Here is a 22,428-nt window from a genome sequence, read left to right as displayed (position 1 = left end):
CACGGACGTGCAAGTCCGACCAAACTGTTTAGGTAGCGTGCTGCCATTCCTCTCAATGAGCATTTCGATGTTCACTGCTTTATGGCGGCTGCGCGCAGGAGATCCTCGGATCTGCTGGGTGTCCTAAACAGTCCCGGTCTTGCACACCTGCGCACGGCCGCCACCCTATTCGCGTGCAAGCGAACGGTGACGGCTCCAACTTACTGTTTAGGGTATTTCTTATGTTCAAAGTAACTCCAAATCCGCCTGAGCCCCGCAAAGGCCGCCTCTTCACCGTCTCCCCCGACATCGACACCGAAGCCCTTCTGGCCAACGCCTCCGAAGACCTACTCTCCATCAGCGCCATCGCCGCCGACCTGGCGGACGATATGGAAGGCTCGCGGCGCTCAGCCGAATGGCTGATGGTGTGCAATTGTTGGTGGAACGGGCGCTGGATCACCTTGAGTCGCCGCAGATGCAGCCTCGGGCCGAGGTGTAATTCAGAGCATTGTGGTGACGCGAAAAAAAAGATCGCAGCCTTCGGCAGCTCCTACAGGGGTACACATTCCTCTGTAGGAGCTGCCGAAGGCTGCGATCTTTTGCTTTACCGGGGATTCAGATCAACCCCGTCTCATCATCATCGATCAATTGGCTCAACCCGCCCAACGCTTCACGGGCCTGGGTCCGGTCCATCAGCTTGGCTTGCGCGGCGGCCGGCAGGTCGGTAACGCGGATCACACCTTTTTGGGTCAGCACCTGAATCAAGTCGTCGAGTACCCGGATCATTTCCAGGTCGCTCTGCTTGAGCTGCTTGAGGCTGGTTTCAACCACTTCGTGGGCAAACCAGGCCTGGATTTCATGGTGGTCGGCCGGCAGCGTTTCCGTGGCCTCGGCGTAGGCCGTGGCTTCCACGCGCACTAACTGACCTTGCGCATCGCGTTGCACGTAAAACATTGAGCATCCCTCGGAAATGGACCAGCGTCGTGCTGTCAGCAGCATAGGCCAACGCAGGCGAGTATGCGGTGCGACGACGATATCGTCACCCGTGAGGTGGGCGCAAACGTGACGGCCGCCCGGTTTGGGCGGCCGTCAGCCTGCTGATCAGCTGTTGTTGTGATCGACCTTGATGGTCGGGTCACTGCCGGCGATCAACGAGTTGATGCTGGCGCTGGACCAATTGTTGCCTTCCAGTTTGATCGTCACGTCCGGGGTGGCCGCTGCGGCATCGGCGCCGTTGAACTTGCCGCCAGAGCTGACTTGCAGAGACGACACACCATCCACCGTGGTGATCTTCAGGAAGTTATCAATGGTGCTGCCGGTTTCGCCCTGCAACAGATCACGCAGGTCGATGCGGTCGCCTTCGCTGGCTTTGAAGTCCTTGATCACGTCGCTGCCGGTATCGCCAGCTTTCCAGATGAAGGTGTCGGCACCCGAACCGCCAATCAGCATGTCGTTGCCTTGACCACCGATCAACGAGTCATTGCCGCTGCCGCCGAGCAGGATGTCATTGCCCTTGCCGCCGTCGAGGAGGTCGTTGCCACCCTGGCCGAAGAGAATGTCGTTGCCCGCGCCACCCAGCAGCGTGTCGTTACCATCGTGGGCGCCAGAGACGTCGAACTCGGTGTAGTGCTCGGTGATGTACTGGTGCACGTTGCTGGTGGTGACTTTGCTGACGTCGACGCCGGTCTGCTGGGCTACGAACGCCTGCATGGCCTGATAACCCTCGCCGGCAACACCATTGAAGCTCACCAGATCGCCGAACAACAGGTCGTTGCCGTCACCGCCGCTGACCGTGTCGGCACCCGGCATCGTCGCTTCGGTATGGCCGATGATCGAGTTGGCCAGGTCTTTCGGGTCGATGTTGGTTTGTGGCGTTTGATCCGAGTCGTACGGCTTGAGGTCGCCGAGGGTGACGTCCTTGTTCAGGCCGATGGCTTCGACAGTCGACACGTTGCTCAGCAACGTGAAGCTGCTGGTGGAGTTGTCGATGGCGGTGGAATCGGTGCTGTAGCCGGTGCCATCGCGATAGGACAGTTCGTACGTGCCGTTACCCTCGGCATGGAGGGTGCCCAGTTCAGAACTGTGCCAGTTGCCCTTTTTATTCTGAGTCAGCAGCGTGACGTTGCCAGCGCTGTCGATGGTCAGGTAGTGAGTGCTGTCCAGGTCAACGGAATAAGTCTGCCCCAACTTGTAATTGGAGGTGGTGATGACGTCATCGAGCCTCACATTGCCGAACAAGGTCGGGTTGGTTTGCTCGCCGCCCTGGTAGTAGGTCGGCTTGCCATCGGTAATGAAGTACGTGAGGTTCTTCGCGCCGGTGTTGGCCATCGCATCGGCACTCTGGAACCAGTTGGCCGTGGTTTTGAACACGTCCTCATAGTTGGTGCCGCCGCCGGACGACATCGAGTCCAGCACGGATTTGAGCAAGGTCAGGGCATTCGGGTCGTTCAGGTTCACCGACACCGACTTGTTGACCTGGTTATCGAAGTCCGCCAGGAAAATGTTCACCGTCCCGGAGTTACCGCCCATGCTTTGCTTGAGGGTGTTGAATACCGCAGTCAGCGAATCCTTGGCGGCGCTGATCGAAGAAGGGCTCATGCTGCCCGAGCTGTCGACCATGAACGCGATGTTGTAGTTGGTGCCCGGCACCACGGTCAGCCCGCCGATATCGGCGACCATGATGTCGTTGCCGTCGGTGCCGGTGATGGTGTCGTCGGCCGCTGTGGCGGTGGTGGCGTTGTAAACCGCCGGGTACACCGTGACCGGGATCTGCGCGGTACTCGGTGCCGAACCGCCATGGGCTTCGGTGGATGTCGATGTCACGGTCAGGGTGAACTGGCCGTTGTAGTACGGCGGCGGAGTAACGGTCAGCGTGCCGAGGTTCCAGCCAGTGACGTTGGCTTCACCGGAGGTGGCGCTGGCGGTGAAGGTATGGCCCGCACCGTCGGTGAGCACTGAGCCCGCCGGTATGCCGCTGATCTTCACGCTCAGGCTTTCAGAGCCATCGGTGTCGGTCAGTGCCGTTTTGATCGCGGACAGGTGAACGCTGGTGCCTTCGGCGCCTTCGTTGAGTTTGTAGCCGTCGTAATAGCCTTCGCCATTGCTGCCGTGCAGGTCGGAAACCGTCACGCCAGAAGCGGCCAGATCCGCCACGCCGGTGTACAGCGGCACGCCGGCACTGCTCAAGTCGACCGCCGCACCGCCGTTGACCGACAGGTTGACGTCATAGCTGCCCGGGCCGTTCTGGTTGTGGTGGTAGATGTCCAGGGTGTAATAACCGCTGGTGGTCGGGATGAACGAACCGTTCAGGTTACCGCCCGCGCCCCACGTGATTGCGGCCACGTTTTTACCACCGATGGTCACCAACAGGCTGTCGTCACCGGTACCGCTGAAGGTGTACGTCTTGCCGGCTTCGAGGTAAATCAGGCCCGACGTTTTCGACGCCGTGCCGGCCGTGACGCTGCCGTTGGACTGCACATTGGTCACGGTGCCACTGGAGTTCGGTGTACCCGCGCCGTCGATGACCGATTTCAGCGTACTGGAAGATGCGCCGCTGCCATCGGTGCCCAGGCCCGACAGACCGGTCCAGACTTCCTTGATCAGCCCGGTGGACTTGACGCTGTTGTCCGCGACGCTCAGGGATGGCGCGTCGGCAACCGGTGTGATGTCGATTTTCACCGTGCCGGTGTTGCCCAGCAGTTGACCGTCGGTTGGCTGGAACTTGATCTGTGCGTAGTCCGCCTGTTTGTTGCCCACGCCGCTGCCGCCGTAGCCATCGACGCCCGATTCGTTGGCATCTGGCGTGAAGCGCAACTTGCCGGCGTCGATGTCGGCCTTGCTGAAGGTCTGGTTGGTCGCCACGTCTTTCCAGGTCGCACCGTCCAGGTACTGCAACTTGCCGTCGCCCGGCAGCTGAGTGATTTTCACCCCCAGGTTGGCGGTTGCGCTGTCGACATCGCTGATGCCGAAGGTCGACCAGCCGAGAATCAGCGGGGTGTCTTCGGTGCCGGTGACGTTAACCGGTGCGGCGGTCGGCGCGTCGTTCACGGCCACCACGTTGACGGTGGTGGTCGCGGTGTTGGAGTAGTTGCTGCCATCGGTCACCGTCACGGTAATGATCCGCGGCACGGTGCTCGGATCTTCACTGCTGTTGGTGAAGCTGATGTTTTTGATCTGCTGCATGTAATCGGCCAGCGTCGCGTTGCCCGACAGGGTCAGGGTGACCGTGCCGTCCTGGCTGTTGGCGTTGATGCTGATGCCATTGACACTGTTGCCCAGGTTCAGCGCATCGCCCGGCTGACGGTTGGTCAGCACGATGGTCGCGCCGGTCAGCATTGTGCTGTCCGGGTCGGTGATGCGCAGGTCGGTATCGCCGATCGACACGCCCTGGCCGGTGGTGCCTTCGGTGAAGGTCACGTTGTAGTTGGCCCCGGTGGCGCCGCTGGAGTTGTTGGCGTCCAGGTCGAGGACCGGCGCGGCGTCGTTGTCGATGATCGAAGTGCTGACACTGCCGTTGGTGGTGCTGACCGCGAGATTTTCGAAGTTGCCCCCGGTGGCCGAGTCGATCTTGACCACGAAGTTTTCGGTGCCTTCGGTGAGCTTGTCGTCCAGCGTCGCGACGTTGAAGCTCGCGCTGCTGGCGCCCGCCGGGATTTTCACGGTGTACACGCCGGTGAAGTCCGAACCATCGGCGGCGGTGCCGCTGTAGACGATTTTCAGGGTCACTTCGGTCTGCGCCGGGTGCGTCAGGCTGACGGTGTAGCTGGCGGTCTGGCCTTCGGTCACCGAGGTGCTGCCACTGATGCTGACTTCAGTTTTGTCGATCGTGTCGGTGACAGTCGTGACCGCAGCAGTATTGCTGGTGACCAGGTTTTCGAAGTTGCCGCCGGTCGCACCAGTGATGGTTGCTTCGACTTGGCCGGCGTCTTTGTAGACGTCGTCCTTCGGCGCATCGACAGTCACGGTGCCAGTGGTTTTGCCAGCGTCGATGGTGATCACGGCGCCATTGCTCAACGTCACGGTCACCGGAGTGCCGGCGGCGTTGGTCAGGGTCGCGGTGTAAGTGATCTGGCTACCTTCGGCGACCGAGTTGGTCGCGCTCAGGCTGAGGTTGGTGGTGTCGACGGTGTCGGTCACGATGGTGCTGACCGGCGTTTTATCCGCTACCAGGTTCTCGTAGTTGCCGCCGCTGACGCTGGTGATCGAGTTGGTCAGCGGAGCATGACCGGCCAATGCGTCGTTCGGTGCGGCGGTGGTCACGGTACCGGTGGTTTTACCGACTTCGATGGTGATCGTCTGACCGTTGGCCAAGGACACGGTGACCGGGCTGCCCGTCACGGGCGCACCGACAGTCGCGGTGTAAGTGACGGTGCCGCCTTCAGTTGCCGAAGCGGTGGCGTTCAGGGTGACGGTCGAGGTGTCGAGGGTGTCGGTGATGCTGGTTACTGCCGGGGCAGTGCTTGGCACCAGGTTTTCGAAGTTACCACCGGTGGCGGTGGAGATGGTTGCCTGGACAGTACCGGCGTCTTTGTAGACGTCGTCTTTTGGTGCGTCGACGGTCACGGAACCGGTAGTTTTACCCGCTTCGATGGTGATGACGGCGCCGTTGCTCAGCGTGACGGTCACAGGTGTGCCGGCGGCGTTGGTTAGGATCGCGGTGTAGGTGATCTGGCCGCCTTCATCCACGGTGCCGGTCGCGGTCAGCGACAGGTTGGTGGTGTCCGGAGCATCGGTCACTGAGGTGTCGGCTGATTTGCCGTCGACTTCCAGTTTCTCGTAGTTGCCGCCTTTGGCATCGTCGATCTTGACGCTCAGGGAGGTGCCGCCAGCCAGCGCATCATTTGGCGCAACGAAGTTGACAGAGCCGCTGCTTGAGCCGACCGGAATGGTGATGATCTGGCCGTTGGACAGGGTGACAACCACTGGCGAACCGGTGACAGGCGAAGTTACGGACGCGGTGTAAACCACGGTACCGCCTTCGGCGACGGTAGACGTCGCGGTCAGGTTGACCGTCGAGGTGTCGAGGGTGTCGGTCACCTCGGTAACCACTGCCGCCGGGTTGGTCGCCAGGTTTTCGAAGTTGCCGCCCGCGGCATCCTTGATGGTTACTTCAACTTGGCCGGCGTCTTTGTAAACGTCGTCCTTCGGTGCGTCGACGGTTACAGAACCGGTGGTGGCACCGGCAGCAATGGTGATGACCGCACCGTTGCTCAACGTGACGGTGACCGGAGCGCCGGCAACATTGGTCAGGGTCGCGGTGTAAACGATGGAACCGCCTTCCGCGACCGAATCCGTAGCGCTCAAGCTGAGGGTCGTAGTGTCCGCAGTGTCGGTGATCGAGGTGTCGGCCGACTTGCCGTCGATTTCCAGTTTTTCGTAGTTGCCACCCTTGGCGTTGTCGATCTTGACGCTCAGGGAACCGCCACCGGCCAGGGCATCGTTCGGTGCGGTGAAGTTGACGCTGGCGCTGCTCGAGCCGACCGGAATGGTGACGGTCTGGCCGTTGGACAGGGTGACAACCACCGGCGAACCGGTGACCGGCGAAGTTACGGACGCGGTGTAAACCACGGTACCGCCTTCAGCCACAGTGCTGGTTGCAGTGAGGTTCACGGTCGATGTGTCGATGGTATCGGTGACGTCGGTAACCGCAGCCGCCGGGTTGGTCGCCAGATTTTCGAAGTTGCCGCCCGCAGTGTCCTTGATGGTCACTTCGATTTTGCCGGCGTCTTTGTAGACGTCATCTTTTGGCGCATCGACAGTCACGGAGCCGGTAGTCGCACCGGCGGCAATGGTGATGATCGCGCCGTTGCTCAATGTGACGGTGACCGGAGTCCCGGCGGCGTTGGTCAGGGTCGCGGTGTAAACGATGGAACCGCCTTCAGCGACCGAGTCGGTTGCGCTCAAACTGAGGGTGGTGGCGTCCGCAGTATCGGTCACCGAGGTATCCGCCGACTTGCCGTCGACTTCCAGCTTTTCGTAATTGCCGCCCTTGGCATCGTCGATCTTGACGCTCAGGGAGATGCCGCCGGTCAAGGCATCGTTTGGCGCGGTGAAGTTCACGCTAGCGCTGCTCGACCCGACCGGGATGGTGATGGTCTGGCCGTTGGACAGAGTGACAACCACCGGCGAACCGGTGACCGGGGCGGAGACGGACGCGGTGTAAACAACGGTCCCGCCTTCGGCAACGGTAGACGTCGCGGTCAGGTTGACCGTCGTAGTGTCGAGGGTATCGGTGACGTCGGTAACCGCAGCCGCCGGGTTGGTCACCAGATTTTCGAAGTTGCCGCCTGCAGCGTCCTTGATGGTGACTTCAACTTGGCCGGCGTCTTTGTAGACGTCGTCCTTCGGAGCATCGACGGTCACGGAGCCGGTGGTTTTACCCGCTTCGATGGTAATCACGGCGCCGTTGCTCAGCGTCACGGTTACTGGTGTACCGGCCGCATTGGTCAGGGTCGCGGTGTAGGTGATCTGGTCGCCTTCATCCACTGAACCGCTGGCGGTCAGCGACAGGTTGGTGGTGTCAGCGGTGTCGGTCACTGAGGTGTCGGCTGATTTGCCGTCGACTTCCAGTTTCTCGTAGTTGCCGCCTTTGGCATCGTCGATCTTCACGCTCAGGGAGCCGCCGCCGGCCAAGGCATCGTTTGGCGCAGTGAAGTTGACGCTGGCGCTGCTCGAGCCGACCGGGATGGTGATGATCTGACCGTTGGACAGGGTGACAACCACCGGTGAACCGGTCACCGGAGCAGAGACCGACGCGGTGTAAACCACGGTGCCGCCTTCGGCGACGCTCGAAGTGGCACTCAGCGAAGCGGTGCTGGTGTCGATGGTGTCATTGACGGTGGTCACCGCCGGCGTATCGCTGGTAACCAGCTTCTCGAAGTTGCCGCCGGTCGTACCTGTGATGGTCGCTTCGACGGTGCCGGCGTCCTTGTAGACGTCGTCCTTCGGCGCATCGACGGTCACGGAGCCGGTGGTTTTACCCGCTTCGATGGTAATCACGGCGCCGTTGCTCAGCGTCACGGTTACTGGTGTGCCGGCTGCATTGGTCAGGGTTGCCGTGTAGGTGATCTGGCCACCCTCATCCACGGTGCCGGTCGCGGTCAGCGACAGGTTGGTGGTGTCCGCAGTATCGGTCACTGAGGTATCGGCTGATTTGCCGTCGACTTCCAGTTTCTCGTAGTTGCCGCCTTTGGCATCGTCGATCTTGACGCTCAGGGAGGTGCCACCGGTCAGGGCATCGTTTGGCGCAACGAAATTGACAGAACCGCTGCTCGAGCCGACCGGAATGGTGATGGTCTGGCCGTTGGACAGGGTGACAACCACCGGTGAACCGGTGACCGGTGCGCTGACGGACGCGGTGTAAACTACGGTGCCGCCTTCAGCAACAGTGCTGGTCGCAGTGAGGCTTACGGTCGAGGTGTCGAGGGTGTCGGTCACGTCGGTAACTGCAGCCGCTGGGCTGGTGGTCAGGTTTTCAAAGTTGCCGCCTGCGGCTTCCTTGATGGTCACTTCGACTTGGCCGGCGTCTTTGTAGACATCGTCTTTCGGCGCATCGACGGTTACGGAGCCGCTGGTGGCGCCGGCGGCGATGGTGATCACGGCACCGTTGCTCAGGGTGACGGTCACTGGCGTGCCAGCGGCGTTGGTCAAGGTCGCGGTGTAAACGATGGAGCCGCCTTCAGCGACCGAGTCAGTAGCGCTCAGGCTGAGGGTTGTGGTGTCCGACGTGTCAGTGATCGAGGTGTCTGCTGATTTGCCATCGACGTCCAGCTTCTCGTAATTACCGCCCGTTGCGCCGTCAATCTTGACGCTCAGAGAGCCTCCGCCAGCGAGGGCATCGTTTGGCGCAGCGAAGTTGACAGAGCCGCTGCTCGAGCCGACCGGTATGGTGATGATCTGGCCGTTGGACAGGGTGACAACCACCGGCGAGCCGGTGACTGGCGAAGTCACGGACGCGGTGTAAACCACGGTCCCGCCTTCAGTGATACTCGAAGTGGCAGTCAGCGAAACGATGCTGGCATCGATGGTGTCATTGACGGTGGTCACCGCCGGGGTGTCGCTGGCGACCAGGTTCTCGAAATTGCCACCAGTCGCGTCTTTGATGGTCGCTTCGAGGGTGCCGGTGTCTTTGTAGACATCGTCCTTCGGTGCATCGACAGTCACGGAGCCGGTGGTTTTACCCGCTTCGATGGTGATCACGGCACCGTTGCTCAGCGTGACGGTCACTGGTGTACCGGCCGCATTGGTCAGGGTTGCCGTGTAGGTGATCTGGCCACCCTCATCCACGGCACCGGTCGCAGTCAGCGACAGGTTGGTGGTGTCCGCAGTATCGGTAACCGAGGTGTCCGCGGACTTGCCGTCGACGTCCAGCTTCTCGTAGTTGCCGCCCGTTGCGCCGTCAATCTTGACGCTCAAGGAGCCGCCACCGGCCAGCGCATCATTTGGCGCAACGAAGTCGACAGAACCGCTGCTCAATCCAACCGGAATGGTAATGGTCTGGCCGTTGGACAGAGTGACGACCACTGGCGAGCCGGTGACCGGTGAGGTTACAGACGCCGTGTAAACCACGGTGCCGCCTTCAGCGACGGTCGAAGTGGCACTCAGCGAAACGGTGCTGGTGTCGATGGTGTCGTTAACAGTGGTCACCGCTGGGGTGTCGCTGGCGACCAGGTTCTCGAAGTTGCCACCAGTCGCGCCTTTGATGGTCGCTTCGACGGTGCCGGCGTCTTTGTAGACGTCGTCTTTTGGTGCATCGACGGTCACGGAGCCGGTAGTTTTACCCGCTTCGATGGTGATCACGGCACCGTTGCTGAGCGTGACGGTTACTGGTGTGCCGGCCGCATTGGTCAGGGTTGCCGTGTAGGTGATCTGGCCACCCTCATCCACGGCACCGGTCGCAGTCAGCGACAGGTTGGTGGTGTCCGCAGCATCGGTCACTGAGGTGTCGGCTGATTTACCGTCGACTTCCAGTTTCTCGTAGTTGCCGCCTTTGGCATCGTCGATCTTGACGCTCAGGGAGGTGCCACCGGTCAGGGCATCGTTTGGCGCGGTGAAGTTCACGCTAGCGCTGCTCGACCCGACCGGGATGGTGATGGTCTGGCCGTTCGACAGGGTGACAACCACTGGTGAGCCGGTGACTGGAGAAGTCACGGACGCGGTGTAAACCACGGTACCGCCTTCAGCCACAGTGCTGGTTGCAGTGAGGTTCACGGTCGAAGTATCGAGGGTGTCAGTCACCTCGGTAACCGCAGCCGCCGGGTTGGTCGCCAGACTTTCGAAGTTGCCGCCTGCGGCTTCCTTGATGGTCACTTCGACTTGGCCGGCGTCTTTGTAGACATCGTCTTTCGGCGCATCGACGGTTACGGAGCCGCTGGTGGCGCCGGCGGCGATGGTGATCACGGCACCGTTGCTCAGGGTGACGGTCACTGGCGTGCCAGCGGCGTTGGTCAAGGTCGCGGTGTAAACGATGGAGCCGCCTTCAGCGACCGAGTCAGTAGCGCTCAGGCTGAGGGTTGTGGTGTCCGCAGTGTCAGTCACCGAGGTATCAGCCGACTTGCCGTCAACCTCCAGCTTCTCGTAGTTACCACCTTTCGCATCGTCGATCTTGACGCTCAGCGAGCTGCCACCGGCCAGCGCATCGTTTGGCGCAACGAAGTTGACAGAACCGCTGCTCAATCCAACCGGAATGGTAATGGTCTGTCCGTTGGACAGAGTGACAACCACTGGCGAACCGGTGACCGGTGCGTTGACGGACGCGGTGTAAACCACGGTCCCGCCTTCAGCGACAGTAGACGTCGCCGTCAGATTAACCGTCGAAGTGTCGAGGGTGTCAGTCACCTCGGTGACCGCTGCCGCCGGGTCCGTCACCAGGTTCTCAAAGTTGCCACCGGCGGCGTCCGTGATGGTGACTTCGACCTTGCCGGCATCTTTATAAACATCATCGGCAGGCGCATCGACGCTCACGCTGCCGGTGGTCGCGCCAGCGGCGATGGTGATCACGGCGCCATTGCTCAACGTGACGGTGACCGGAGTCCCGGCGGCGTTGGTCAACGTCGCGGTGTACAGAATCTGACCACCTTCGGCCACTTCGGTGGACGCCGACAGGCTCAGGCCGGTGTCGTCTTTCGAGTCGGTAATGGTGGTGAGCGCCGGCTCCGTGCTCGGGGTCAGTTGCTCGAAATTGCCGCCGGTGGTGCCGGTGATCGTAGTGCTGACGGTGCTGCCGTTGTTGTAGACGTCGTTGGCCGGCGTATCGACGCTCACGCTGCCGGTGGTCTTGCCCGCTTCGATGGTAATGACCGAGCCGTTGCTCAAGGTCACGGTCATCGGCGTGCCGGCCGGGTTGGTCAGGGTGGCGGTGTAGGTGATCTGGCCGCCTTCGACGACGGTGCCGGTGGCACTGAGGCTCAGGCCGGTATTGTCGATCGAGTCGGTGATGGTGGTGACGGCAGGCGTGGTGCTCGCTACCAGGTTCTCGAAGTTGCCGCCGGTAGCGCCCGTGATCGTGGTGCTGACGGTGCTGCCGTTGTTGTAGACGTCATTGGCCGGGGTGTCGACGTTCACGGAACCGGTGGTTTTACCGGCTTCGATGGTGATGGTCGAACCGTTGGACAGGGGCACGGTGACCGGCGTCTGCGCCGGGTTGGTCAACGTGGCGGTGTAGGTGATCTGGCCGCCTTCAGTGACGCTGCCGGTAGCGGACAGGGTCAGGCCAGTGTCGTCGATCGAATCGGTAATGGTGGTGACCGCCGGAGTCGGGTTCGGCACCAGATTCTCGAAGTTGCCACCGGTAGTCCCGGTGATCGTGGTGCTGACGGTGCTGCCATTGTTGTAGACGTCATTGGCCGGCGTCGGAACGTTCACGCTGCCGGTGGTCTGGCCGGCATCGATGGTGATGGTCGAACCGTTGGACAGGGTGACGGTGACTGGCGTCTGCGCCGGGTTGGTCAGGGTCGCGGTGTAGGTGATCTGACCGCCTTCGGTGACAGTCGAACCCGCCGTCAGCGTGACGGTGGTGGTGTCGGCGGAATCGGTAATGGTGGTGACGGCCGGGGTTGGATTCGGCACCAGGTTTTCGAAGTTGCCGCCAGTCGCGCCGGTAATCGTGGTGCTGACGGTACTGCCATTGTTGTAGACGTCGTTGGCCGGCGTCGGAACGTTGACGCTGCCGGTGGTGTTGCCAGCGGCGATGGTGATGGTCGAACCGTTGGACAAGGTGACGGTGACCGGCGTTTGCGCCGGGTTGGTCAATGTCGCGGTGTAGGTGATCTGGCCACCTTCAGTGACGGTCGAGCCCGCTGACAGTGTGACGGTGGTGGTGTCGACGGTGTCGGTGACCTGGGTCACGGCCGGAACTGTCGGCGGGGTGACCACGATACCGCTGCCGCCCGTGGTGCCGGTGACGGTCACGTTGATCTGGGTCGGATCGTTATAAACCGTGTCGTTCGGTGCCAACGGAACGTTGACGGTGCCGGTGGTTTGGCCAGCTGCAATCACGATCACCGAGCCATTGGACAGGGTAATGGTCAGGTCGGTCAGCGGCGCCTGGGTCAGGGTCGCCGTGTAAACCAGCACGCCACCGGCCTCGGTGATGGTCGGCGTGGCGCTCAGGCTCAGGGTCGATTCGCGCAGGGCATTGGCGCTGGTGTCGGCAGTCTGGCCGCCGGTGGTGTCTTGTGTTGCCAGCGCGGCAGTGGCGAGACCCTCAGTCGGGAAGCCGATAGTCGGGTCGACCCGGGCAGCGGTTGCCTCCAGGGCCACGAAGCTGTGGCCACCACCGGTAGAGCCGCCCCCGCTCGCAGCCGTAGGGCCGGCCGCGGTGGCTTCAAGAGCGGTGGTCGGGTCGACGCCTGCAGCGATGGCTTGTTGCAATTCGTCAACCGATGGCGCGGCTTGTGCAGTGGCTTGCGCAAGGTCAGTGCTGGAATCCGGATCGCTGCCGCTCCACTGAGTGTCGCGGCCCAGGTCCAGGGTCCGGCCATCAGCCAGTTCGAGCGTAATGGCGCCGGCGGCACCGGTGTCTACCTGATCGCCGACCAACAACCGGTCGCCTTCAACGAGTACGCGGCGGATGCCTTCTGGCGACACCGCGAAAACCTGACCAACAATGCTTTTGACGATGGCAACAACACTGCTCATTGAAGACTCTCCGGGTGTCACGTTCAGTTGACCTCCATGGACCGCGCGGCGTGATCGCCGATCGGGGCTGGACGTACTTTCAAGATATTTGCTACATAAGTTTGACGCGTAAATCGTCAATAATTTGGCTATATTTTTTCGAAATTAACTTTATGCCAAACTATTGACCTTGGGGGAGCCATCCTAAACAATCGTCCCAGTAATGTCACATTGATATTTAAACGGCGACCTGTCCTGCAGCGTGTGATCCAGTTCCGATTTTGAACTTTCCGACATACGGTCATTCCGGTTGCCATCATCCGATGCAGCGCCACGTTCTGCAGTGATTCAAGACAAGAAGTCCCGGGAAATTCCAACTATGCGTTTGCACCTGTTCAAGGTTCTACCCTTCGCCCTTGCCGCCAGCTTTGTTCAGGCGCAAAGCCTCCCGCAGGCCATGCAGCAGGCGCTGGATGTTCATCCGGAAATTCAGGCAGGGGTTAACAGCCGATTGGCCGCGGATTATCAGTTAAAGGCCGCCAAAGGTGGATACTTGCCGAGGGTCGATCTGCTCGGTGGTTACGGTCGCGAAGGCACTGACAGCGTCACCACCCGCGCCGCTGGCAACAATAATCACTGGGAAACGTTGAACCGTAGCGAGTCAAGTTTACGTCTGTCGCAGATGGTATTTGACGGTTTTGCGACGTCCAGCGAAGTGGGGCGTCAACAAGCCACCGTTAATTCCCGCGCTTATTCCTTGCTGGGCACGTCGGAGCGTACCGGGCTGACCGTCGCTCAGGTCTATCTCGATGTATTGACTCGCCGCGAATTCGTGCGTCTGGCCGAAGACAATCTGAAAAACCACGAACGGATTCTCGACCAGATCAAGTTGCGCACCCAGCGCGGCGTCGGCAGCGGCGCCGACCTTGATCAGGCTGACGCGCGCATGGCCCAGGCCCGCAACAACCTGATCACTGAACAGACCAACCTGGCCGATGCCGAAACCAACTTCCTCAGCGCCGTCGGCCAGATGCCCGATCAACTGGAGCGGCCCGCCGATTTCATGGCGTTGTTGCCGGCCAACCTGAATGAAGCCCGGGCGCAGATGTTGGAAAATAGCCCGATCCTGCGCTCCGCCGAATCCGATATCGCTGCCGCCGAGAAGCAGTACGAAGCCGCCAAGTCGAGCTTCTATCCGCGCTTCGATGCCGAACTGGGTCGCAGCGCCGACAACGATATTGACGGTCAGAACGGTCACAGCAACGAATGGCAGGCCATGCTGCGCATGCGCTTCAATTTGTTCGCCGGTGGCAGCAACAAGGCTGATCTGGAATCCAAGTCCTACCTGTCGAACCAGGCGCTGGATATTCGCAACAATGCCCTGCGTGTGTTGAACGAAGAACTGGGTCTGGCCTGGAATGCCTTGAACAACGCTAACGCCCAAGTGCCGATCGCCCAGCAATATGTCGATCGCAGCACCAGCGTGCGTAGCGCGTACCAGAAGCAGTTCAGCCTCGGCGAACGCACTTTGCTCGACCTGCTCGACAGTGAAAACGAGCTGTTCAGCGCTTCCCGTCGGCTGGCCGAGATCAAGAACATTCAGTTATTTACTCAGTACCGAATCAAGGCGACCATGGGCGAATTGCTCAAAAGTCAGGGCGTAGTCGCACCGTTGGCATCCGTTGTGCAAAACGACGTGAAGCCCAAGGTTCAGTTGCCCGGGATGAATTGAGTCCTGCCTCATTTTAATCGTTAGCCAAGAGTGTCGAGCGTGGAATCAGAAGTCAGTCGAGTTCAACTCATTCATGATCCGCGCGCGCTGCATGACGATCCGTTACTGGACGGCCTGCTAGCCCTTTGCACTTTGCACCAGAAACCGGCCAGCGCCGCGATGCTGACCACCGGCCTGCCGTTACCCAAACAACGCCTGAGCGTCGAACTGCTGCCCCGCGCGGCCGCTCGCGCCGGGCTGCAAGGGCGGGTGTTGCAACGCAAGCTGGAGCAGATTCCGGCGATTGCCATGCCGGCGCTGTTGCTGCTCAAGGAAGGCCGCAGCGCGGTGCTGCTCGGCTGGCACGGTGAAGACCAGGCCCGCCTGCTGCTTAGCGAAAGCGATGGTGGCGAAGTCTGCGTCAGCCGTGAACTGCTGGCCGACGATTACAGCGGCAAAGTCTTCTTCGCCCAACCCCAACATAAATTCGACGTTAACCACGGCACGCTGATCCCGCGCGCGCGTTCGTGGTTTCGCGACACCCTCAAGCGTTCGCGCTGGCTGTACGCCGACGCCATCGCCGCCAGTTTTCTGATCAACATCATTGCCATGGCCGCGCCGCTGTTCGTGATGAATGTCTATGATCGCGTGGTGCCGAACCAGGCCGAGTCGACCCTGTGGGTACTGGCCATCGGCATCACGGGCGCTTATCTGTTCGACCTGATCCTCAAGAGCCTGCGCAGCCTGTGCCTGGACCTGGCCGGCAAGAAAACCGACCTGATCATCTCCGCGACGCTGTTCGAGCGCATCGTCGGCATGGCCATGAAATACCGCCCGGCCCGTGTCGGCAGCTTCGCCCAGAACATCCATGAGTTTCAGAGCCTGCGGGACTTTCTCGCATCGCTGACCCTCACCAGCCTGATCGACCTGCCGTTTACGCTGCTGATCTTCATGGTCATCGCGATTCTGGGCGGGCATCTGGTGTGGATTCCGGTGCTGGCGTTCCCGATTGCCTTGCTGATCGGTTATGCCTTGCAGAAGCCGCTGGTGGCGACCATGGAACGAACCATGGCCCTGGGCGCCGAGCGTCAGTCGAGCCTGATCGAAACCCTCGCCGGCCTCGATGCGGTGAAGGTCAATAACGCCGAAAGCGAACGCCAGTATCAGTGGGAACAAACCATCGGCACCCTCAGCCGCCTCGAGCTGCGGGTGAAAATGCTGTCCGGTCTGGCGATGAACATCACCTTGCTGATTCAGCAACTGGCCGGGGTGATCATGATCGTCTTCGGCGTGTACCAGATCATCGACGGCCACCTGAGCATGGGCGGCTTGATCGCGTGCTACATGCTCAGCGGTCGTGCCCTCAGCCCATTGGCTTCGTTGTCCGGCCTGCTGACCCGCTACCAGCAGGCTCGCGTGACCATGACCTCGGTCGATCAGATGATGGAGCTGCCCCAGGAGCGCAATTTCGACGAGCGCCCGCTGAGCCGTAAGGTGCTGCAAGGCGCCATTGAATGCCGTCAGCTGAGCTTCACTTACCCGGATCAGCAGAACCCCGCGCTGAAGAACATCAACCTGATCATCAAGCCCGGCGAGAAGATTGGCATCATCGGTCGCAGCGGCTCGGGCAAAAGCTCTCTGGCCAAACTGCTGGTGGGCCTCTATCAGCCGGACGACGGCGCGCTACTGGTGGATGGTGTGGATATCCGTCAGATCGACGTCAGCGAATTGCGCCACAACATCGGCTACGTGCCCCAGGACATCCAGTTGCTCGCCGGTACCCTGCGCGACAATTTGGTGTCTGGCGCGCGCTATGTCGAAGACGAATTGGTGCTGCAAGCCGCGGAGCTGGCGGGCGTCCACGAATTCGCCCGTCTGCACCCGCAAGGTTATGAGCTGCAAGTCGGTGAGCGCGGGCAGAACCTGTCCGGCGGTCAACGCCAGAACGTCGCCCTGGCCCGAGCGCTGTTGCTCAACCCGCCGATCCTGTTGCTGGACGAACCGACCAGTGCCATGGACAACACGGGTGAAGAACGCCTCAAGCAACGCCTCGCGGCGGTGGTTGAAAACAAGACCGTGGTGCTGGTAACGCACCGGGCTTCGCTGTTGTCGCTGGTGGATCGTCTGTTGGTGATCGACCGTGGGCAGATACTCGCCGATGGCCCGAAAGCCGCCGTGATGGAAGCGTTGAAGAAGGGGCAGATCAGTGTTGCTTAAGTCCGGGGTCAAGGATTCCATCCGCCGCTACTTCAAAGGCTCTGCATCGCTGCAAGGCCAGCCCCTTCCCGAGGTCAACAAAGCGCTGATCGAAGACGCCCCGCGCGTGGTGCGGTTGACGATCTGGGCGATCATCGGCTTCTTCGTGTTCCTGATGCTCTGGGCCAACTTCGCGGTAATCGATGAAGTCACCAAGGGCGACGGCAAGGCGATTCCGTCGTCGAAGATCCAGAAAATCCAGAACCTTGAGGGCGGCATCGTCTCCGAGTTGTTCGTGACCGAAGGGCAGATCGTCGAGGCCGGCGCGCCGCTGATTCGTCTGGACGACACCCGGTTTGCCTCCAACGTCGGTGAGACCGAGGCCGATCGGCTGTCGATGCTGCTGCGTGTGGAGCGCTTGAGCGCCGAGGTCGATGACCGTGCGCTGAACTTCCCCGCCGATGTGCTCAAGGCTGTACCCGTCCAGGCGGCCAGTGAAGAGTCGTTGTACATCAGCCGTCGTCAGCAGTTGTACGATGAAATCGGTGGCTTGAAGGAGCAGTTGATCCAGCGTCAACAAGAGCTGCGCGAGTTCACCTCCAAACAGTCTCAGTACCGCAACGCGTTGTCGCTGCAGCGTCAGGAAATCAACATGTCCGAGCCGTTGGTGGCTCAGGGCGCGGTGTCGCCGGTGGAGGTTTTGCGACTCAAGCGTGCCGAGGTCGAAACCCGCGGCCAACTCGACGCCACTACGCTGGCGATTCCTCGGGCCGAATCGGCGATCAAGGAAGTGCAGCGCAAGATCGACGAGACTCGCGGCAAATTCCGCAGCGAAGCCCTGACCCAACTCAACGAAGCACGCACCGATCTGAACAAGGCCCAAGCCACTGGCAAGGCCCTGGAAGACCGGGTTAGCCGGACGCTGGTGACATCGCCGGTGCGCGGCATCGTCAACAAGTTGCTGGTGAACACCATCGGCGGCGTGATCCAGCCGGGGAGCGATCTGGTGGAAATCGTGCCACTGGATGACACCTTGCTGGTGGAAGCCAAAATTCGTCCGCAAGACATCGCGTTCCTGCACCCGGGGCAAGACGCCACGGTGAAGTTCACGGCCTACGACTACACCATCTACGGCGGCCTGAAAGCCAAGCTGGAGCAGATCGGTGCCGACACCATCACTGACGAAGACAAGAAGACCACGTACTACATCATCAAACTGCGCACAGAGCGCAGCCACCTCGGGACGGATGAGAAGCCGTTGTTGATCATCCCGGGGATGGTGGCGTCGGTGGATATCATTACCGGTAAGAAGACTGTGCTCAGTTATCTGCTCAAACCGATTATCCGGGCGCGCGCCGAGGCGTTGCACGAGCGGTAGGACGCTAAACCTGTGGCGAGGGAGCTTGCTCCCGCTGGGGCGCGAAGCGGCCCTCCAAAAAAAGGGACTGCTACGCAGTCCAGCGGGAGCAAGCTCCCTCGCCACAGGTTACTCATCGCCTGTTCTGCCATATCGTTATTCGTTAACGGTATTTAAATTTAAATTCTTATACCTATAAAGTCATTCCCCTGCGTACCTGCCGACCAATCGGCGCGCCGCACGACACGAACCAACACGGGACCTCCGTGAGTTTCTGATCGATGCGCGCCCTTGAGCGCGCTGTGCGTGGGAGTGATTTTTATGTCAGCTGTCTCTTTTTCTCCAAAGCCTGTGTCAACCAGCGTCGCCGCCATCGCGTCGCAATCCTTCGAAATCCGCCCATTCAGCGGCGCCGTCGGTGCTGAAATCATCGGCCTGGACCTGTCCCGCCCGATCAACGACCGGGACTTCGCCCGTGTCCATCGTGCGCACCTGGATCATCACGTGGTGGTGTTCCGCGACCAGCGCATTACTCCCGATCAGCAGATCGCCTTCAGCCGCCGTTTCGGTGTGTTGCAGATTCACGTGCTCAAGCAGTTCCTGCTGGCAGGGCATCCGGAAGTTCTCATCGTTTCCAACATCATCGAGAACGGCCAATCCATGGGCCTCGGTGACGCCGGCAAGTTCTGGCATTCGGACCTGTCTTATAAAGAACTGCCAAGCCTGGGCTCGATGCTGCATGCCCAGGAGTTGCCGTCCGAAGGCGGCGACACGCTGTTCGCCGACATGCACAAAGCCTGGGACAGCCTGCCCGAAGCACTGCGCAAAGCGGTCAAAGGGCGCTCGGCCGCGCATTCCTATACCGCGCGCTACAGCGAGAGCAAATTCGAGGGCAACTGGCGCCCGACCCTGACGCCAGAGCAACTCGCTCAGGTCGTTGAAGTGGTTCACCCCATCGTCCGCACCCACCCGGAAAACGGTCGCAAAGCGTTGTTCGTCAGCGAGGGCTTCACCACCCGCATCGTCGGTTTACCGGAAGACGAGAGCAAACAATTGCTCGACGAGCTCTACGCCCACAGCGTGCTGGCGCAAAACATTTACCGCCATCAATGGCAGGCCCACGACCTGGTGTTCTGGGACAACCGTTCGCTGATTCACCTCGCCGCCGGATGCCCCAGTCATCTGCGCCGCAAGTTGTATCGCACCACCATCCAGGGCGACGCGCCTTTCTGATTTCGGAGAATTCCCATGTCCAAACATCTTCCATTTGCACCCTTGGCTGCGGCCATTGGCCTGGGTTTCAGCCTGCTCGCCGGCAGCCTGGTGGCGCCGACCGTGGCTCACGCCGAAGGTGAAATCCGTATCGCCGAACAGTTCGGCATCGTTTATCTGCTGCTCAACGTGGTGCGCGATCAGAACCTGATCGAGAAGTACGGCAAGCAGGAAGGCATCGACATCAAGGTCGACTGGACCCAGCTTTCCGGCGGGTCGGCGGTCAATGATGCGTTGCTCTCCGGTTCCATCGACATTGCCGGAGCCGGCGTCGGCCCGCTGCTGACCATCTGGGACCGCACCCACGGCAAGCAAAACGTCAAAGCCGTGGCCTCCCTGGGCAACTTCCCCTACTACCTGGTGAGCAATAATCCCAAGGTCAAAACCATCGCCGACTTCACCGAAAAGGACCGCATTGCAGTGCCGGCGGTCGGGGTCTCGGTGCAGTCGCGCTTTCTGCAATACGCGGCGGCCAAGCAATGGGGCGACAAGGAGTTCAATCGTCTCGACAAGTACACCATCGCCGTTCCGCACCCGGATGCCACCGCGGCACTGATCGCCGGCGGCACCGAGTTGAGCGGGCACTTCTCCAACCCGCCGTTCCAGGATCAGGCGCTGCAAAACCCCAATGTGCACGTGGTGCTGAATACCTATGACTTGCTCGGCCCGAACTCGCCGACGGTGCTGTTCGCCACCGAGAAATTCCGCAACGAAAACCCGAAAACCTACAAAGCCTTCATCGCCGCGCTGACTGAAGCGGCCGAGTTTGCGCAGAACGATAAAGGTGCGGCGGCCGACACTTACATCCGTGTCACCAAGGCCAAAATCGATCGTGCGGCGTTGCTGAAAATCATCGACAACCCGCAGTTCGAGTTCAGCATCACACCGAAAAATACCTACCCGTTGGCCGAGTTCCTCTATCGCGTCGGCGCGATCAAAAACAAGCCGGATTCGTGGAAGGATTACTTCTTCCAAGACACCAAACCGCTGCAAGGGAGCTGACCGACATGAACGCCCCTTTGCAAGGCCACGCGGCCAGCAAGCCGATCGCGGTAGCTCAAGCGCTGCTGTCGGTCGACCAGGTCAGCCTGGAATACCGCACGCCTGCGCGGGTGGTTCGAGCGACCCATCAGGTCAGTTTCGAGATCGATCCGGCGGACCGCTTTGTGCTGCTCGGTCCTTCGGGCTGCGGCAAGTCGACGTTGCTCAAAGCCGTTGCCGGGTTCATCCCGCCCTGTGAGGGTGAGATTCGCCTGCAAGGCCAGCGGGTCGATGCGCCAGGGCCGGACCGGATCGTGGTGTTCCAGGAGTTCGATCAACTGCCACCGTGGAAGACCGTCAAACAGAACGTGATGTTTGCGCTGCTCGCTTCCAAAACCCTTAAGCGCAAAGAGGCTGAAGAGCGGGCGCTGCACTATCTGGACAAAGTCGGTCTGGCGGCGTTTGCCGATGCCTATCCGCATACCTTGTCTGGCGGCATGAAAGCTCGCGTGGCCATTGCTCGCGCCTTGGCGATGCAGCCGAAGATCCTGTTGATGGACGAGCCCTTCGCCGCCCTCGACGCGCTGACCCGACGCAAGATGCAAGAAGAGTTGTTGCTGCTCTGGGAGGAGGTGCGTTTCACGCTGCTGTTTGTCACTCACTCCATCGAAGAGGCGTTGGTGGTGGGCAACCGGATTTTGCTGCTGTCGCCTCATCCGGGTCGGGTGCGGGCGGAAGTCCACAGCCATCAATACGACTTGCACAGCTTGGGGGGCGTGGCGTTCCAGGAATCGGCGCGGCGGATTCATCGGCTGTTGTTCGATGAAGGTCAGTCGCCGGAAACCGAGCGTGCGCTGGATTTCGCCGACATTCGCATCGCGTATTGAGCCATTGGAGGATTGCCCGATGAGCCATTCATCATCTGTGCGTAAAGAGTACGAAACTGTTTTGCAGCCGCTGACCAGCGTACCGCTGGAGCGTGAATTACCGCTCGGCCAGCGCCTCTGGCAGCAGGGCTGGCTGCGTAAAAGTCTGATCCTGATTTTGCTCGCGGTGCTTTGGGAGGCCGTTGCCCGATATCAGAACAACGACCTGCTGCTGCCGAGCTTTTTGCAAACCGCCAGCGCGCTGCAGGACGGCCTGCTCAGCGGCGAACTGCTGGGCAAGGTGTGGATTTCGCTGGTTGTTTTGCTCAAGGGTTACCTGATTGGCATCGTTCTGGCGTTTGTCCTGACGACGCTGGCGGTGTCGACCCGGTTCGGTCGCGATTTGCTGAGCACGCTGACCTCGATGTTCAACCCGTTGCCCGCGATTGCCCTGTTGCCGCTGGCGCTGCTGTGGTTTGGCCTGGGGCAGAACAGCCTGATTTTTGTACTGGTGCATTCGGTGCTCTGGGCGTTGGCCTTGAACACCTATGCCGGGTTTCTCGGTGTCTCGGAAACCTTGCGCATGGCCGGGCGCAATTACGGCCTCAAGGGCATCCGTTTCGTGTTGTTCATCCTGATCCCGGCCGCGTTGCCGTCGATTCTTGCCGGGCTGAAAATCGGCTGGGCCTTCGCCTGGCGTACGCTGATCGCCGCCGAACTGGTGTTTGGCGCTACCAGTGGCAAGGGTGGTTTGGGGTGGTACATCTTCCAGAATCGTAATGAGCTATATACCGACAAGGTGTTTGCCGGGTTAGCGGTGGTGATCCTGATTGGGTTGCTGGTGGAGAACCTGGTGTTTGATTCGTTGGAGCGGGTGACGGTGAAGCGGTGGGGGATGCAGCGGTAGGTTCTGCGGTGTCTGATCTGGCCCCATCGCGGTCTTCAAGTGG

General features: G+C 60.8%; 9 protein-coding genes and 1 pseudogene. 8 read left to right on the top strand and 2 right to left on the bottom strand.

Going from position 1 to position 22,428, the window contains the following annotated elements; all coding sequences use genetic code 11:
- The first annotated feature begins 167 nt into the window (after window positions 1-167).
- Window positions 168-478: pseudogene (locus AB7M26_RS04585) on the top strand (DUF6124 family protein).
- A gap of 116 nt (window positions 479-594) precedes the next feature.
- Here AB7M26_RS04585 and AB7M26_RS04580 read toward each other — a convergent pair.
- Window positions 595-933 carry a hypothetical protein gene (locus tag AB7M26_RS04580; protein WP_007896114.1) on the bottom strand — a complete coding sequence of 113 codons (339 nt, stop codon included), beginning with the start codon at window positions 931-933 and terminating at the stop codon, window positions 595-597.
- 147 nt (window positions 934-1,080) lie between these two features.
- On the bottom strand, window positions 1,081-13,116 hold the full coding sequence (locus tag AB7M26_RS04575; protein ID WP_429388133.1) for a retention module-containing protein: 12,036 nt from the start codon (window positions 13,114-13,116) through the stop codon (window positions 1,081-1,083).
- A 358-nt stretch (window positions 13,117-13,474) separates the two neighbouring features.
- On the opposite strand from AB7M26_RS04575, the gene AB7M26_RS04570 reads away from it, so the two are divergent.
- The 7 genes from AB7M26_RS04570 (at window position 13,475) to AB7M26_RS04540 (ending at window position 22,385) form a co-directional block, all read left to right on the top strand.
- Window positions 13,475-14,827 (top strand): TolC family outer membrane protein, encoded by a 1,353-nt coding sequence (locus AB7M26_RS04570; protein ID WP_008074875.1) that lies wholly within the window; start codon window positions 13,475-13,477, stop codon window positions 14,825-14,827.
- Window positions 14,828-14,866: 39 nt separating this feature from the next.
- On the top strand, window positions 14,867-17,023 hold the full coding sequence (locus AB7M26_RS04565; RefSeq protein ID WP_050682105.1) for a type I secretion system permease/ATPase: 2,157 nt from the start codon (window positions 14,867-14,869) through the stop codon (window positions 17,021-17,023).
- Window positions 17,013-18,380, top strand: a complete 1,368-nt coding sequence (locus AB7M26_RS04560) for an HlyD family type I secretion periplasmic adaptor subunit (RefSeq protein ID WP_429375752.1) — start codon at window positions 17,013-17,015, stop codon at window positions 18,378-18,380. The genes AB7M26_RS04565 and AB7M26_RS04560 overlap by 11 nt, the downstream gene beginning before the upstream one ends.
- A 300-nt stretch (window positions 18,381-18,680) precedes the next feature.
- Complete coding sequence (locus tag AB7M26_RS04555; protein WP_429388128.1) at window positions 18,681-19,592, top strand: TauD/TfdA dioxygenase family protein; 912 nt, start codon at window positions 18,681-18,683, stop codon at window positions 19,590-19,592.
- A 15-nt stretch (window positions 19,593-19,607) separates the two neighbouring features.
- Window positions 19,608-20,633: an ABC transporter substrate-binding protein gene (locus AB7M26_RS04550; protein WP_429388125.1), complete on the top strand. Its 1,026-nt coding sequence runs from the start codon at window positions 19,608-19,610 to the stop codon at window positions 20,631-20,633.
- 5 nt (window positions 20,634-20,638) lie between these two features.
- Complete coding sequence (locus AB7M26_RS04545; protein WP_123498155.1) at window positions 20,639-21,499, top strand: ABC transporter ATP-binding protein; 861 nt, start codon at window positions 20,639-20,641, stop codon at window positions 21,497-21,499.
- Between the two features lie 19 nt (window positions 21,500-21,518).
- Entirely contained in the window at window positions 21,519-22,385 is an 867-nt protein-coding gene (locus AB7M26_RS04540; protein ID WP_123498157.1) for an ABC transporter permease, read from the top strand.
- Window positions 22,386-22,428 lie beyond the last annotated feature (43 nt).

It is taken from the genome of Pseudomonas sp. F-14 TE3482 (genome assembly GCF_053629455.1).
Note: the sequence above shows the minus strand (reverse complement) of the source record. Positions and strands in the feature narration are given on the sequence as shown.